This is a genomic window from Pseudomonas sp. NFPP12 (genome assembly GCF_900103205.1).
GTDB classification, from domain to species: Bacteria; Pseudomonadota; Gammaproteobacteria; order Pseudomonadales; family Pseudomonadaceae; genus Aquipseudomonas; species Aquipseudomonas protegens.
The window spans coordinates 832,231-844,762 of the sequence record NZ_FMWW01000002.1 but is presented as its reverse complement, the minus strand read 5'-3'; the positions used below and the strand labels follow the sequence as shown (position 1 = coordinate 844,762).

The window sequence follows — 12,532 nt, the reverse complement described above, 5'->3', positions numbered from 1 at the left end:
CATGACCTGCCGGTTTGCCTGCCATGCCCGATACCCACGTCCGCACCACCGATAAGGCTTCCGCCCGCGCCGCCTCGATCCTCGGCCTGTGCCTGCCCGGCGACACCTTGCTCTACCTGTTGCTGCCCATGCAGCACGAGGCCTTCGGCGTGACCCTGGCCGAAGCCGGCCTGTTGCTGGCAGCCAACCGCCTGGTGCGGATCTTCGGCTACAGCCATGTGATGCGCTTCTACGCCCGGCGCGGTGATCGCCCGGTTTGCGTATTGGCCGCCGCCACCGCCGCACTCTGTGCCCTGGGCTACGCCACCTTGTCCGGCTTCTGGTGGCTGCTGCTGTTGCGCCTGGGCTGGGGCCTGACCTACGCGGCCCTCAACCTTTCAACCCAGGTCATGGCCACCGCCGAGCCCACGGGCGCCGCCCGCCGCACCGGCCGCTCCCGGGCGCTGATCGCCACCGGGCCGATGCTGGCCTTGCCCCTGGGCGCGCTGGTCAGCGTCGAATATGGCCCGCGAGTGATCTTCCTTCTTATGGCCCTGACGTCGCTGGTCGCTCTGCTCCTGGCCTTCGGCCTGCCGAGCAAGCCCCATCCACTGGCCAGTTCCAGCCGCCGTTTTCAGCGCCCCGACAGCGTGGCGTTGTGGTCCTTTATCGAAGGGCTGGTGCTGGATGGTCTGTTCATCATTGGCCTGTCGCTGCAGGCCGAGCAGCTGATGGCGGGCAATGCGGTGCTGGTGGCGGGCGGGCTTCTGGCCCTGCGCTACGTTTCGGAAATGCTCCTGAGCCCCCTGGGCGGCCTCGCTGCACAACGCTGGGGCGCGACGCGGATGTTGATCGTCTTCTCCCTGCTGACCTCTGTGGCCCTGGTGGGCTTTGGTTGCCATTGGCTGATTGTCGGCGGCGCCCTGGTGCTGGTGTTGCGGGCCCTGCAATTGCCGCTGGTGGTCACGGTGGTTGCACAGCGGCATCCGGGGACGGGCAGGGTGCGGGCCCTGGCGGCCAATGCGGTGTGGCGGGATATCGGCGCCGGGGTCGGGCCCTTGATCGCCGGCTTGCTGCTGCCGGTGGCGTCCACGGTGTGGGTGTATTCGCTGGCGGCGGGGTGTCTGGCGGTGAGTGCGTTGGCGTGTCGAGAGGTTGGTGTTCGTGGGGAGGCGGGCAGACAGGCGTCTGCCGAAGAGACTTAGGGGCGCCTCTGTGGCCACGGCCAGTCAGATCAGTTAGCGGAGTTCTGTAGGGGCGAGCTTGCGCGCGATCGTCACGAGCAAGCTCGCCCCTACAGGCCTCAGGCCGAGGCCTTGTGTTCTTCTCCGCGTTCAATGCTCTGCGGCTGGCCCTGCTCGATCACCCAGCGCAGCAGGTCGGTCACCGACACCCGATGCTTGCGCTCCACCCACTCCATGCCCTCGGGGCTGTAGTGCTCGCTGTAGCGGGTCAGCACCAGGTGATTCTGGTCTTCAGACATACGCAGGCTGACTTCGCGGCAATGCAGGCTGGCGTTGTCGAGCTTGGTCACGCGTTGCAGCAGCATCAGGGCGTGTTGTTCGCAGGTGGGCACGGGCAGCTCCTTTGCGGCAAGAGGGGCTGGGGCCGAGGCGGGTTTGAGCAGGCGCATGGTCAGGGTTCTCCAGCAAGGGGAAGCCGATGCTGGCAGGTGAACCTTGCGCAAAGATGTCTGCTTTATTGCGTGGCTGAAGGTTTGTTACCACGTTGAAATATATGACGGGCCGCGCCGAATGGTTTTAGATAACGGCTCTTTCCGACCTTGAGTGATGCCTGCTGGTGAGCCGTCTTTTGATCGTGGACGACGACATTGAAGTCCTCGCTCTGCTGAAGAAATTTTTTGTCCAACAGGGCTACCAGGTGGTGGTGGCCACCGATGGTGCGTCGCTGTGGGCGGCTCTGGAGCGGGAGGTTCCGGACCTGATCATCCTCGACCTGATGCTCCCCGGCGACAACGGCCTGACCCTGTGCCAGCGCTTGCGCCAGCAGCACGCCACGCCGGTGATCATGCTCACCGCCATGGGCGAGTTGAGCGACCGGGTGGTGGGCCTGGAGATGGGCGCCGACGATTACCTGAGCAAGCCCTTCGATGCCCGCGAACTGCTGGCCCGGGTACGGGCGGTGCTGCGCCGGGCCGGGGAGAACCGGCCGGTGAGCGCGGACGTGCCGCGGCCGCTGATCAAGTTCGCCGACTGGCAGCTGGACCTGACTCGCCGCGAACTGCGCTCGCCGGACCAGGTGATGATTCCGCTGTCGGCGGGGGAGTTCGACCTGCTGCTGGTGTTTGTCGAGCACCCGCAGCGCATCCTCACCCGCGAGCAGCTGCTGGACCTGGCCCGGGGCCAGGCCCATGACGCCTTCGATCGCAGCATCGATGTCCAGGTCAGCCGCCTGCGGCGCAAGCTGGAGTTCGACACCAAGCGCCCGGCGATGATTCGCACGGTACGCAACGGCGGCTATCTGTTCACCCCCAGCGTGACCCGTCAGTGAAGCTGATCAAGCCCTTGTGGCGTTATCGCCTGCGCGACACCGTGGCGCGCTGGATCGCCCTGACCATCATCATGGCCATGCTCACGGCCCTGGCGTTCAATGCGCTGTTCGTGCAGTTGGCCGGGGTCTGGGCTTATCCGCCACTGGCGGAAACCGGGTTGCTGGAGAAGTCCGCGGCCATCGTGCGCATGGTCGAGGCCTCGGAGCCGGGCCAGCGCTCGCGGTTGGCGGCTTCGGTCAGTACCGATCACCTGAGCATTGTCTGGCAGGCGACACGGCAGGGCCTGGATCTGCCGCTGCTGGAAGACTCCGAATACCGCGACGGCTCCGAGGCGTTTCGCGCCTTGCTCGGCCCACCGCAGCGGCATATCGAGGCCTATCAGCCCAGCGACTGGCGAAGCGACCAAGGTCGCTACGCGCTGCTGGTGCAGTTGAGCGACCAAAGCTGGCTGATGTTTTCTTCGGCGTCACGCAGTTGGGGGCTGGAGGAGGGCACGCGCAACCTGATCGTAATTGCCCTGGTGCTGATTTCCACCGGCCTGGTGGCCTTGATTGCCACTCGCCGGCTGGCCAAGCCGCTGCAGCAGTTCGCCCAGGGCGCCCGGCGCTTTGCCGTGGACTTTCGCGCGCCGCCCATCGATCCGGTGGGGCCCCACGAGATCCGTCAGGCGATTCTTGCCTTCAACGCCATGCAGGCGCAGTTGCAGCACTTCATCAAGGACCGCACCCAGATGCTCGCGGCCATCTCCCATGACCTGCGCACACCGCTGACCCGCATGCGCCTGCGCGGTGAGTTCATCGAGGATGCCGACCAGCAGCAGCGCCTGTTCCGCGATGTGGACGAGATGCAGGCGATGATCAATTCGGCCCTGGAGTTCTTCCGCGACGATGCGCGGCTGGAGCAGGCCACCCATTTCGACCTGGCCGAACTGTTGCAGACCCTGGTGGACGACTACCGCGACCAGTCCATGGAAATCCTCTTCACCGGGCCGCCGCGTCTGGTGTATTGCGGCCGGCCCCTGGGGCTCAAGCGGGTGATGACCAACCTGCTGGACAACGCGCTCAAGTACGGTGCGCAGCCAGCCATCGTGCTGGAACAGGGGGCGGATCAGGTGCGGGTACGCGTGCTCGATCGTGGCCCGGGGATTCCACCCGAGGCTCTGGAACAGGTGTTTGCACCATTCTTCCGGCTGGAGATCTCGCGCAACAAGAGCACCGGCGGCGTGGGCCTGGGGCTGTCGGCAGCACGGGCCATTGTCCGCGAACACGGCGGCGAGTTGCGGCTGTTCAATCGTGAGGGCGGTGGGCTGGAGGCGCGGGTGGAGTTGCCGCTGTAGCCGCTGCCGCAGTTGAGGGTTTGCGTCAGAGCTCCATTGCCTCCTGCCCTGGCCCGCTAGGCTTTTTTTCAAGCTGCCCGTAGCGTGACTTGCGCCATCCTGCATTTGCAGGATGGTTTCTGCCCTGGTGCGCCGGGATACTCGATCAGGCACTACCGCGCCCCTGGGCGCACCCTCGCCGAAACCGATAACAACAAGAACGGTGGGCACCATGAACGCAACCCTGGTCGTCCGGAACGCGCCTGCCGCCTGGACATTGATCGATCCGCCTGTGCAGTACCTGGCCCCGGGCCAAGGTTCTGAACATCACGTCTTCCGCTGTTCGTCCACTGGCATGTGCCAGACATCACGGCCTCAAGCGCCGCCCTGAGTTTGTCCTTCCTGCAATCGCACTTCTCTGTCTGTGGCCTCTGTCGCGGGCCGCTATTGCTCGTCCCAAAGAAAGGATCTGCTTCATGACTGGTAAACCTTTAGCCATGCTGGGCGCTATTTTGCTGATCGTCAGTCTTGGCACTCATGCGGCGCAGCCGCCGGTGCAGCCCTACCTGGCGCCTCAGGCGCTGGATCTGGCGGCCTTCCTGCCTCCACCACCACTTGCCGGCAGCTCCGAGGACCGCCAGGACCTGGAGGCCGTACTGCTGGTCCAGGGCCAACGCACGCCGCAGCAGGTGGCGCAGGCCAAACGCGACGATCATCTGAGCGACGCGGTATTTCCCTTTGCCGGGGAGATTTTCGGGCCGCAGTTCACTCTCGACCGGCACCCGCTGACTGCGCAGTTCTTCCGCCGCACCCTCAAGGACCTGGTGCAGACCCTGATGCCTGCCAAGGCCCATTTCGCCCGCCCCCGGCCTTATGAGCTGAGCGCCGAGGTAAAGCCGGTGCTGGCGCCGCCGATGGGCGAGTCCTACCCCAGCGGGCACACCATGGATGCCTACCTGAGCGCCATTCTCCTGGCGCGGATGGTCCCGGAAAAGCGTGACGAGCTGTTTGCACGGGCCGCTGCCGCGGGGCAAAGCCGAGTGGTGGCCGGGGTGCATTACCCCACGGACCTTGAGGGGGGGCGGATCTCGGCGGTGGCCCTGGCCGTCGAGCTGCTGCACAACCCTGAGGCCCTTGACGACTTCAACCGGGCCCGGCGCGAACTGCGCGCCACCCTGGCCCTGGATTGACCTCCTATCCCTTAGCGCCGGCTACGGGCGGCGCTCCTTCACTGACAAGGAACAGTGCCATGTTCGTGTATCGCACAAGCATTGTGCTGCTGGGGTTGTGGCTGGGCCCGGGCGGTATCAGCCAGGCTGGAGATGAGGACTGGGAGGAGCTGTTCACCGAGGGCGAGGCCCGGATTTTTTTCGATAACCAGTACTTCGCCCGGGATTACCGCAACGGGCCCAACAACAGTGGCCGTAACCGCTACAAACCGCGTAGTGAGCGCAATGGTTATCGCCAGGAGTGGGGCCAGTCGGTGCAGCTGTATTACCGTTCCGGTTTTACCCCCGGGCTTCTGGGCCTGGGGTTCGATGCCTTTGCCATGCAGGCCTTCAAGCTCGACAGTGGCGGTGGGCGCACCGGCACCGGCACCCTGGCGTTGGACGGCAAGGGGCATCCGCGGGACAGCCATGGCAAGGTTGGCGGTGCCCTCAAGCTCAAGGTGGCCGAGGCACAGCTGCGTTATGGCAATTTCACCACCCAGGCGCCGGTACTGGCGGCCAACAACAGCCGGATCATTCCCGGGATGGCCTACGGCTGGCAGTTGCAGCGCGACTGGGACGGGCTGAGCCTGGAAGCGGCGCGGCTGAGTGCCTTGTCCGGCCCCACCGAAAGCAGGGCCAGAGGCGGGATTTCCACGGTATACGGACGTTTGTCCGGGGCGCGGATCAATATCGACAGCGCCCAGTACCTGGGGCTGAACTACAAGGGCGAGCAGTGGCGCGGGGCTTATTACCTGGGGCAACTGGAGGACGTCTGGACCCAGCATTACCTCAACCTGGACCACACCCTGGAACTGGCTGGCGAGCGCAGCCTGAGCAACACCTTCAACCTGTATCGCACCCGGGATAGCGGCGCCTCGTTGTTTGGCCCCATCGACAACCTGATCGCCTCCCACGCCCTGGCGTACCGTTTCGATGCCCATCGCTTGACCCTGGCCTACCAGCGCTCGTTTTCGGATACCCCGTTCGACTACATAGGTTTCGGAGACGGCCAGACCGGGCAATCCATCGTCCTGGCCAACTCCGCGTCCTACTCGGATTTCAACGGGCCACGGGAACGCTCCTGGCAATTGCGTTACGACCAGCGCCTGGCCTGGCTTGGGCTGCCGGACTTGAACCTGGGGCTGCGTTATCAGCGGGGCTGGGGAGTGGATGGCAGTCATGCCCCGGCCAACAGCATCTACCGTGGCCTGTATGGCGAAGATGGCCGTCATCACGAAACCGACCTGGATTTGAGCTACACCTTCAGCAGCGGTTCGCTGAAGGGCCTGCACCTGCGGGCCACGCAGATCTGGCACCGAGGCAACAGCGCCCAGGCCGATGGTTCCATCGACCAGTTGCGGATTCGCGTGCAGTATCCGCTGGCGCTGTTCTGAAGGGGCGGGGTGGGACTCAGGACCAGTCGAAGCAGAACAGCACCAGCCCTTCCACCGGTTCGTAGAACATCACGATCAGGTCGGCGCCGCTGATTCCGTAGTGGCTGGCCGGTACGCTGAGCGCGTGCTCGAAGCGCCGGCCAGCGGGGCTCAAGGGCCAGACGTCGATGTCGCCGCTGTCATCCTTGGCTTCGATGATGTCCATGGGAAATTCCACGGTTTCCACCCAGTTGCCATAGCCCTCGGCGATGCCGGCCATCTGGTCGATGAAGGTCATGTGGTAGTCGCTGTCCTCCGGCCAGGTCAGGCGGCCGAGTTCCTGGTAGCGCTGGCGCGAGGCTTGGTAGGTGGCGTGCTCTTGGGCGTAATGGCGTTGCAGGCTGGCCCGCACGTTGCGCCGGGGCTCGGGCAGATCGGCATTGCCCGGGTGCAGGAAGAAGTAGCGCGGGTCGCCGCACAGGCGGTAGCGGCCGTTCTCGATCTTGAAGCCGATCCAGTTGGTCTTCAGCAGTTCGCTGCCAAAGCCGCAGTCTGCCGTCAATTCGCCTACCAGCCCCTCATCGGGTTCGATGGGGCTCAGCAGGTGCAGGCGCCCGGACCAGCCGGGGTTGATCAGGTTGGCGTCGATGGACAGCAGCGGCAGCAGGTGCTCGGCCAGTTCCTGCTGGTCGGCGACGAACACCTCCTGGGCATCGGGGTAGGCGACGGCGCCGGCCGGCAGTTGTGTGCATTCCGGGGTCTGGATCGTGGGCATACAGCGGGTCCTTGCTCAAACGGGAACAACAGGGAAAGAAGGCCGCGCCTCAGGCGCGGCTGTTACGGAAACTGCCGGGGGTAATGCCCACCACCTTCTTGAAGGCGCGGGTCATGTGGCTCTGATCGAAGAAGCCGCAGCTGAACGAGGCTTCCGCCAGGCTGGCGCCGGTGCGCAGCAGGTTCTGCACCTGGGCCACGCGCTTCTGGATCTGGTAGCTGTGGGGCGAGACGCCGACGGTCTTCTTGAACACGCGGATCAGGTACAGCGGGTCCATGTCCACCAGTTGCGCCAGTTCTTCCAGGGGAATGTGCCGGGCGTATTCGTCTTCGAGCTTCTTCTTGATGAACTTGACGGCGCTGCGCTCGGCGCTGGCGATGGCGGCAATGGGGGCGCCGCTGCGTTCGAAGAGTTGGGTCACCAGGTCCAGGAGGATGGATTCGCGCTCCAGGCTGGGTGGGGAATTTTCGATGATCTGGTGTTGCTGGAGGAAGGTCAGGGCAAAGCTGGGGTCCAGGTTCAGGGCATTCTGGAACAGATGGATGTGCTCGGCGCCGAAGCGGCCCTGGAAAATCACCCGGTTGACCCAGCCCGGGTCGAGGTAAAGCATGCGGTACATCCAGCCCTGGTCATGCCCGGGGAGGCCGTCATGAATTTCCCCCGGGGTGATGGTGACCACGCTGCCGGCGCTGCCCAAGTAGTAGCTGCCTCTATAGAAGAGTTTTTCCACCCCGCTGCTTATAACGCCTACTGCATACCGATCATGTGAATGCCTGCCAAAAGACTGAGTGCTGTAACGCGCCGATAACAACTCACAGTCGCCTTCTGGTATTCGCCAAAACTGCACGAAATCCTTGTCTGGCCTAAAGACTTTGCCGGGTTGGTGCTCATCCATGAGTTTGTCCAGTTTTGTGCAATACGTTGGAAAAGAGGGCCGCTAAATTTAGCACCCATTTCACAATGCGAGCTAGGGGAAGTGATGCCTACAAAACTAGTTATTGGGGATTACAAAAAGTCTTCATGGTCATTTCGTGCATGGCTGGTTCTTGTAACGGCAGACGTCTCCTTCGAGACCCTTCAGGTCAAGCTGGAACAGGATGACACCCGCCAGCAGATCCTGCGCTATTCGCCCTCGGGCAAGGTGCCGGCACTGCTGCTGGACAAGGTGGTGATCAACGACAGCCTGGCCATCTGCGAGTACGTTGCCGGTGCCTATCCGGCGGCCAATCTGTGGCCCCAGGACCCGCTGGTCAAGGCCCAGGCCCGCGCTGCCGCGGCGGAAATGCACTCCGGGTTCGTCAACCTGCGTACCCAGATGTCCTTCGGCCTGAACACCGGCGATACCCCCGAGCCGCTGACCGCCGACACCCAGGAAGAGATCCAGCGGATCTTCGACATCTGGACCAACCTGCGCCACGCCAGCGGCTCCAAGCAGTTCCTGTGCGGCGACTTCGGCATCGTCGATGCCATGTTCGTACCGGTGGTGTTCCGCTTCCGTCGTTATGGCGTGGCGGTGCCGGCACAACTTCAGGCTTATGTCGAACAAGTTCTGGCCTACCCGCCAGTACAAAAGTGGCTGAAGTTGGCTGCGGAAGAAGTTTGAAAAAGCCGAACTATTTATAACGAATAACGCTAACTAAAAATTAATGGCTATTTGACGGAAGGCAGAAAAGACCCTGGTGTTTTTTCTGCTTTTTCGAGTCTGACTTTTGTTGCAGGAAGGGGAATTTATGAGTGTTCATAAAGTGACTGCCAAGGATGTTGGCCGTGAAGGGCAAGTTTACGACGTGATCGGCATCGGTTTTGGCCCGGCGAACATCGCCCTGGCCATCGCCATGGAAGAGATGGAATTTGCCGGCACCCGGCTGTTTCTCGAGCGTCACGCGAGCACTCAATGGCAGCCGGAGATGATGCTCTCCGGCAGCGATATCCAGAACCACCCGAGCCGTGACCTGGTAACGCCGCGCAACCCGCGCAGCCGCTATACCTTCACCAACTTCCTGTTCGAGAACGACCGCCTGTTCGAACACCTGAACCTGGGCCTGGAGTTCCCTCTGCGCAGCGAGTTCGCCGAGTACGTACGCTGGGTTGCCGGCTTTTTCGCCCGGGACGTGGCCTACAACCAGAGCGTGAGCCAGATCCAGGTCGACCCGGCCAGCAACCTCTACACCATCACCACCCAGGCCGGCGTGCAGTACCAGGCGCGCTCCGTGGTCCTGGCCCCGGGCCGCACCCCGGTGATTCCGCAGGTGTTCGCCAACGCCGCGGCGGACCGGGTGTTCCACCTGACCCAGTACCTGGGGCGCCTGGCCAGCCTGGCGCAGAAGGGTGAGCTCAAGCGCGTGGCGGTGGTCGGCGGCAGCCAGAGCGCCATCGAAATCATCCTGCACCTGCGCCACACCTACCCGAACCTGGAAATCGTCAGCGTGCAGCGCGGCTACGGCTTCCGCCTCAAGGACACCAGCCAGTTCAGCGAGCACGTGTACTTCCCGTCCTTCGTCGACCAGTACTACAACAGCTCCGCCGAGGCGAAGAAGAACATCAACCGCCACCTGCACTACACCAACTATTCCGCTGCCGATGCCGACGTAATCAAGGAACTCTACGTGGGCATGTATGAGGACAAGCTGCAGGGCCGCGAGCGCGTGATCATCAAGGGGCTCAGCGAGATCCAGGGCTGCACGCCGGACGGCGAGGGCTACAGCCTGTCGCTGCGCAACAGCAGCACCCACGCCACCGAGGAGCTGGGCGGGCTGGACGCGATCGTCCTGGCCACGGGTTTTCGCAACCTCGGCACCGGCCCCCAGGAAGAACGCTACCCGGCGATCCTCAAGGACCTGGCCGAACACCTGGAGAGCGACGCTCAGGGCGTGATCCGCATCGGGCGCGACTACAGCCTGGCCGCAGCCAAGGGCAGCCATCTGCCCGCGTTGTACCTCAATGGTCTGTGCGAATCCTCCCACGGCTATGGCGATGCCGGCTCCTTCAGCCTGCTGTCGCTGCGCTCGCGGGACATTTTCAACTCGCTGAACCAGCAACTGGGCCTGGCCCAGGCTGCAGAAAAGATCGCTTGAGCCGCTGCATCGAATCCTGAACCTCGACCCCTTTATGTGAGCAGGCAGCAATGGATATTTCAGAAATGGATGAGTTGGGCGTATTTGCGGATGTGGAGTCTTCGGCGCGCAGTTACTGCCGCAGCTTTCCGGTGGTCTTCGACCAGGCCCAGGGCAGTCATCTGTATGACCTGAAAGGCCAGGCCTATATCGATTTCCTGAGCTGCGCCGGATCCGTGAACTATGGCCACAACCCCAAGGCGGTGAAGGCCGCGGTGATCGACTACCTGCAACGGGACGGCATCCAGGCTGCCCTGGACATGCACAGCCGGGCCAAGCAGGAGTTCATCTACAACTTCCGCAAGATCATCCTGGCGCCCCGGGCCCTGCCCTACAAAATGCAGTTCACCTCGCCCACCGGCACCAGCGTGGTGGAGTCGGCGGTCAAACTGGCGCGCAAGGTCACCGGGCGCCGGCACATCGTGGCCTTCACCAACGGCTTCCACGGCATGTCCAACACCTCCCTGGGGCTGACCGGCAACCGTGACAACCGCCAGCCAGGGGTCGATCCCTATGTGTTCCGCATGCCGTTCGACGGTTACCTGGAAGGCCTGGATTCCATCGCCTACTTCGAGCGCCTGGTCAAGGACAACAGTTCCGGCATGGACCTGCCGGCAGCGGTGATCCTGGAAACCATCCAGGGCGAAGGCGGGATCAACGTGGCTTCGGCAGAGTTTCTCCAGCGCCTGCGCCAACTGACCGCCGAGCACGGCATCCTGCTGATCGTCGACGACATCCAGGCCGGCTGCGGCCGCACCGGGACCTTCTTCAGCTTCGAGCCCTCGGGCATCACCCCGGACATGGTCTGCCTGTCCAAGTCCCTCAGCGGCTACGGCTTGCCTTTCGCCCTGTTGCTGCATCGCCCGGAACTGGACCAATGGTCCCCTGGCGAGGACAACGGCACTTTCCGCGGCAACACCCTGGCCTTTGTCGCCGCCACCAAGACCGTGCAGGAGTTCTGGAGCGATGACCGCCTGGTCAAGCACATCCAGGCCAACGAAGCACAGCTCAAGGAGTGGCTGGCTGAGGTGACCGAACGCTTCGCCGGGCATATCAAGGATGTGCGCGGACGCGGGCTGTTCTACGGCATCGAGTTCCACGACCCGGCCCTGGCCGCCGCGGTGATGCGTGCCTGCTTCGCCCGCCGCCTGATCATCGAGCGCTGCGGTCCGGTGGACCAGGTACTCAAGCTGATGCCGGCGCTGACCATCAGCAGCGAAACGCTGCAGGCCGGCCTGGCGAGCATTTTCGACGCCATGCAACAGGTGCTGGAGCAGGGCAAGTTAAGTGACCCGGACCAGGACGTCGATCCTCTGGTCTTCATTAATGGAGTCGCGCATGTCGACTAATACCAACCGCGCCATCATCGAGCTGACCATTGGTGGCTTGATGCTCAGCCTGTCGGCGCTGGCCGTGGCCTTTGCCCACATCGGCGCCGGTGGGGCCGGGTTCTACCGCATGCTGTTCGCCTCGATCCTGTTCTTCCTGCTGCTCAAGGTGCGGCGCATCCCGGTGCTGCTCAAGAGCGCCAAGGCGCAGCTGTACACGGCCCTGGCCGGGGTGTTCCTGGCCATCGACCTGGTGCTCTGGCACCAGAGCATCTACATCGTCGGCCCCGGCATCGGCTCGATCCTGACCAACTGCCAGGTGTTCTTCATGACCCTGCTGGGGCTGTACCTGCTCAAGGAGAAGCCGTCGATCTACTTCCTGATCTCCATCACCCTGGCGTTTATCGGCCTGTACCTGTTGCTGCTGCCGGAAATGACCAGTGCAGTGGGCATCAAGGGTGTGGTCTATGGCGTGCTCTCGGGCCTGGCCTACGCCATTTGCGTGTATTTCCTCAAGGTCAACACGCAGTTGCCTGACGGTGGGGGCGACAAGATCGCACAGATGCTCAACCTGAGCCTGTGGGCCGCGCTGGTGCTGCTGGTGTATGCCCTGGCCATGGGGGAAAGCCTGGCCATCGTCGATGGGCAGACCCTGGTGATGCTGATCATCTACGGGGTGATGGTGCAATTCGTGGGCTGGTTGCTGGTCAACCGCTCCATCGGTGCCATCAGCCTGGGCCTGGCGGGGCTGATCCTGCTGCTGGAGCCGGTGATCACCTACTTCGTCGATGTGGCGTTTCTCGGCAAGGCCAGCTCGGCGCTGCAGATCGCGGGTGCGCTGCTGACCATCTTTGCGGTGTACATCGGCTCTATCAAACCACCGGAGAAGGTGACGCCGGTGACCGAGGCTGCCTGAGGCCTCGAGC

The 12,532-nt window shown here is 63.5% G+C and carries 12 protein-coding genes; 9 read left to right on the top strand and 3 right to left on the bottom strand.

Annotated elements, in window-relative coordinates; genetic code table 11:
• Positions 1-23 precede the first annotated feature (23 nt).
• A complete protein-coding gene (locus BLS75_RS11575) occupies positions 24-1,184 on the top strand; it encodes an MFS transporter (protein WP_072450883.1) in 1,161 nt (386 codons plus the stop codon).
• A 98-nt stretch (positions 1,185-1,282) separates the two neighbouring features.
• On the opposite strand, the gene BLS75_RS11570 is transcribed toward BLS75_RS11575, so the two are convergent.
• On the bottom strand, positions 1,283-1,612 hold the full coding sequence (locus tag BLS75_RS11570; protein WP_015636890.1) for a hypothetical protein: 330 nt from the start codon (positions 1,610-1,612) through the stop codon (positions 1,283-1,285).
• Positions 1,613-1,779: 167 nt separating this feature from the next.
• Here BLS75_RS11570 and BLS75_RS11565 point away from each other — a divergent pair, with 167 nt between their 5' ends.
• From BLS75_RS11565 to BLS75_RS11550, 4 genes are all read left to right on the top strand, one after another.
• Positions 1,780-2,490: a response regulator gene (locus BLS75_RS11565; protein WP_011063247.1), complete on the top strand. Its 711-nt coding sequence runs from the start codon at positions 1,780-1,782 to the stop codon at positions 2,488-2,490.
• Positions 2,487-3,827, top strand: coding sequence for an ATP-binding protein (locus BLS75_RS11560; RefSeq protein ID WP_072450882.1), 1,341 nt, complete (start codon positions 2,487-2,489; stop codon positions 3,825-3,827). The genes BLS75_RS11565 and BLS75_RS11560 overlap by 4 nt, the downstream gene beginning before the upstream one ends.
• 455 nt (positions 3,828-4,282) lie before the next feature.
• Positions 4,283-4,996 (top strand): acid phosphatase, encoded by a 714-nt coding sequence (locus tag BLS75_RS11555; RefSeq protein ID WP_072450881.1) that lies wholly within the window; start codon positions 4,283-4,285, stop codon positions 4,994-4,996.
• A 59-nt stretch (positions 4,997-5,055) separates the two neighbouring features.
• Complete coding sequence (locus tag BLS75_RS11550; RefSeq protein WP_072450880.1) at positions 5,056-6,411, top strand: OprD family outer membrane porin; 1,356 nt, start codon at positions 5,056-5,058, stop codon at positions 6,409-6,411.
• A gap of 16 nt (positions 6,412-6,427) precedes the next feature.
• Here the strand turns inward: BLS75_RS11550 and BLS75_RS11545 are convergent, their stop codons facing one another.
• Together BLS75_RS11545 and BLS75_RS11540 are read right to left on the bottom strand one after the other, a co-directional pair.
• Positions 6,428-7,165, bottom strand: a complete 738-nt coding sequence (locus BLS75_RS11545) for a hypothetical protein (protein WP_072450879.1) — start codon at positions 7,163-7,165, stop codon at positions 6,428-6,430.
• Positions 7,166-7,214: 49 nt separating this feature from the next.
• Positions 7,215-8,060 carry a helix-turn-helix domain-containing protein gene (locus tag BLS75_RS11540; RefSeq protein WP_011063241.1) on the bottom strand — a complete coding sequence of 282 codons (846 nt, stop codon included), beginning with the start codon at positions 8,058-8,060 and terminating at the stop codon, positions 7,215-7,217.
• A gap of 84 nt (positions 8,061-8,144) precedes the next feature.
• Between BLS75_RS11540 and BLS75_RS11535 the strand changes: the two genes are divergently transcribed.
• The 4 genes from BLS75_RS11535 (at position 8,145) to BLS75_RS11520 (ending at position 12,522) form a co-directional block, all read left to right on the top strand.
• Positions 8,145-8,768: a glutathione S-transferase family protein gene (locus tag BLS75_RS11535; protein ID WP_011063240.1), complete on the top strand. Its 624-nt coding sequence runs from the start codon at positions 8,145-8,147 to the stop codon at positions 8,766-8,768.
• A 127-nt stretch (positions 8,769-8,895) separates the two neighbouring features.
• Positions 8,896-10,239, top strand: coding sequence for a SidA/IucD/PvdA family monooxygenase (locus BLS75_RS11530; protein WP_019094258.1), 1,344 nt, complete (start codon positions 8,896-8,898; stop codon positions 10,237-10,239).
• 65 nt (positions 10,240-10,304) lie between these two features.
• A complete protein-coding gene (gene ectB, locus BLS75_RS11525; protein WP_019094259.1) occupies positions 10,305-11,627 on the top strand; it encodes a diaminobutyrate--2-oxoglutarate transaminase in 1,323 nt (440 codons plus the stop codon).
• Positions 11,617-12,522, top strand: a complete 906-nt coding sequence (locus BLS75_RS11520; RefSeq protein ID WP_011063237.1) for a DMT family transporter — start codon at positions 11,617-11,619, stop codon at positions 12,520-12,522. The genes ectB and BLS75_RS11520 overlap by 11 nt, the downstream gene beginning before the upstream one ends.
• The last annotated feature ends 10 nt before the right edge of the window (positions 12,523-12,532 follow it).

What these genes read in the sequence shown, in the direction of transcription:
- ectB (WP_019094259.1), top strand. Translation starts at nt 10,305, where the DNA reads ATGGATGAGTTGGGCGTATTTGCGGATGTGGAGTCTTCGGCGCGCAGT.
- BLS75_RS11540 (WP_011063241.1), bottom strand. Translation starts at nt 8,060, where the DNA reads ATGGATGAGCACCAACCCGGCAAAGTCTTTAGGCCAGACAAGGATTTC.
- BLS75_RS11555 (WP_072450881.1), top strand. Translation starts at nt 4,283, where the DNA reads ATGACTGGTAAACCTTTAGCCATGCTGGGCGCTATTTTGCTGATCGTC.
- BLS75_RS11535 (WP_011063240.1), top strand. Translation starts at nt 8,145, where the DNA reads ATGCCTACAAAACTAGTTATTGGGGATTACAAAAAGTCTTCATGGTCA.
- BLS75_RS11570 (WP_015636890.1), bottom strand. Translation starts at nt 1,612, where the DNA reads ATGCGCCTGCTCAAACCCGCCTCGGCCCCAGCCCCTCTTGCCGCAAAG.
- BLS75_RS11545 (WP_072450879.1), bottom strand. Translation starts at nt 7,165, where the DNA reads ATGCCCACGATCCAGACCCCGGAATGCACACAACTGCCGGCCGGCGCC.
- BLS75_RS11575 (WP_072450883.1), top strand. Translation starts at nt 24, where the DNA reads ATGCCCGATACCCACGTCCGCACCACCGATAAGGCTTCCGCCCGCGCC.
- BLS75_RS11520 (WP_011063237.1), top strand. Translation starts at nt 11,617, where the DNA reads ATGTCGACTAATACCAACCGCGCCATCATCGAGCTGACCATTGGTGGC.
- BLS75_RS11550 (WP_072450880.1), top strand. Translation starts at nt 5,056, where the DNA reads ATGTTCGTGTATCGCACAAGCATTGTGCTGCTGGGGTTGTGGCTGGGC.
- BLS75_RS11530 (WP_019094258.1), top strand. Translation starts at nt 8,896, where the DNA reads ATGAGTGTTCATAAAGTGACTGCCAAGGATGTTGGCCGTGAAGGGCAA.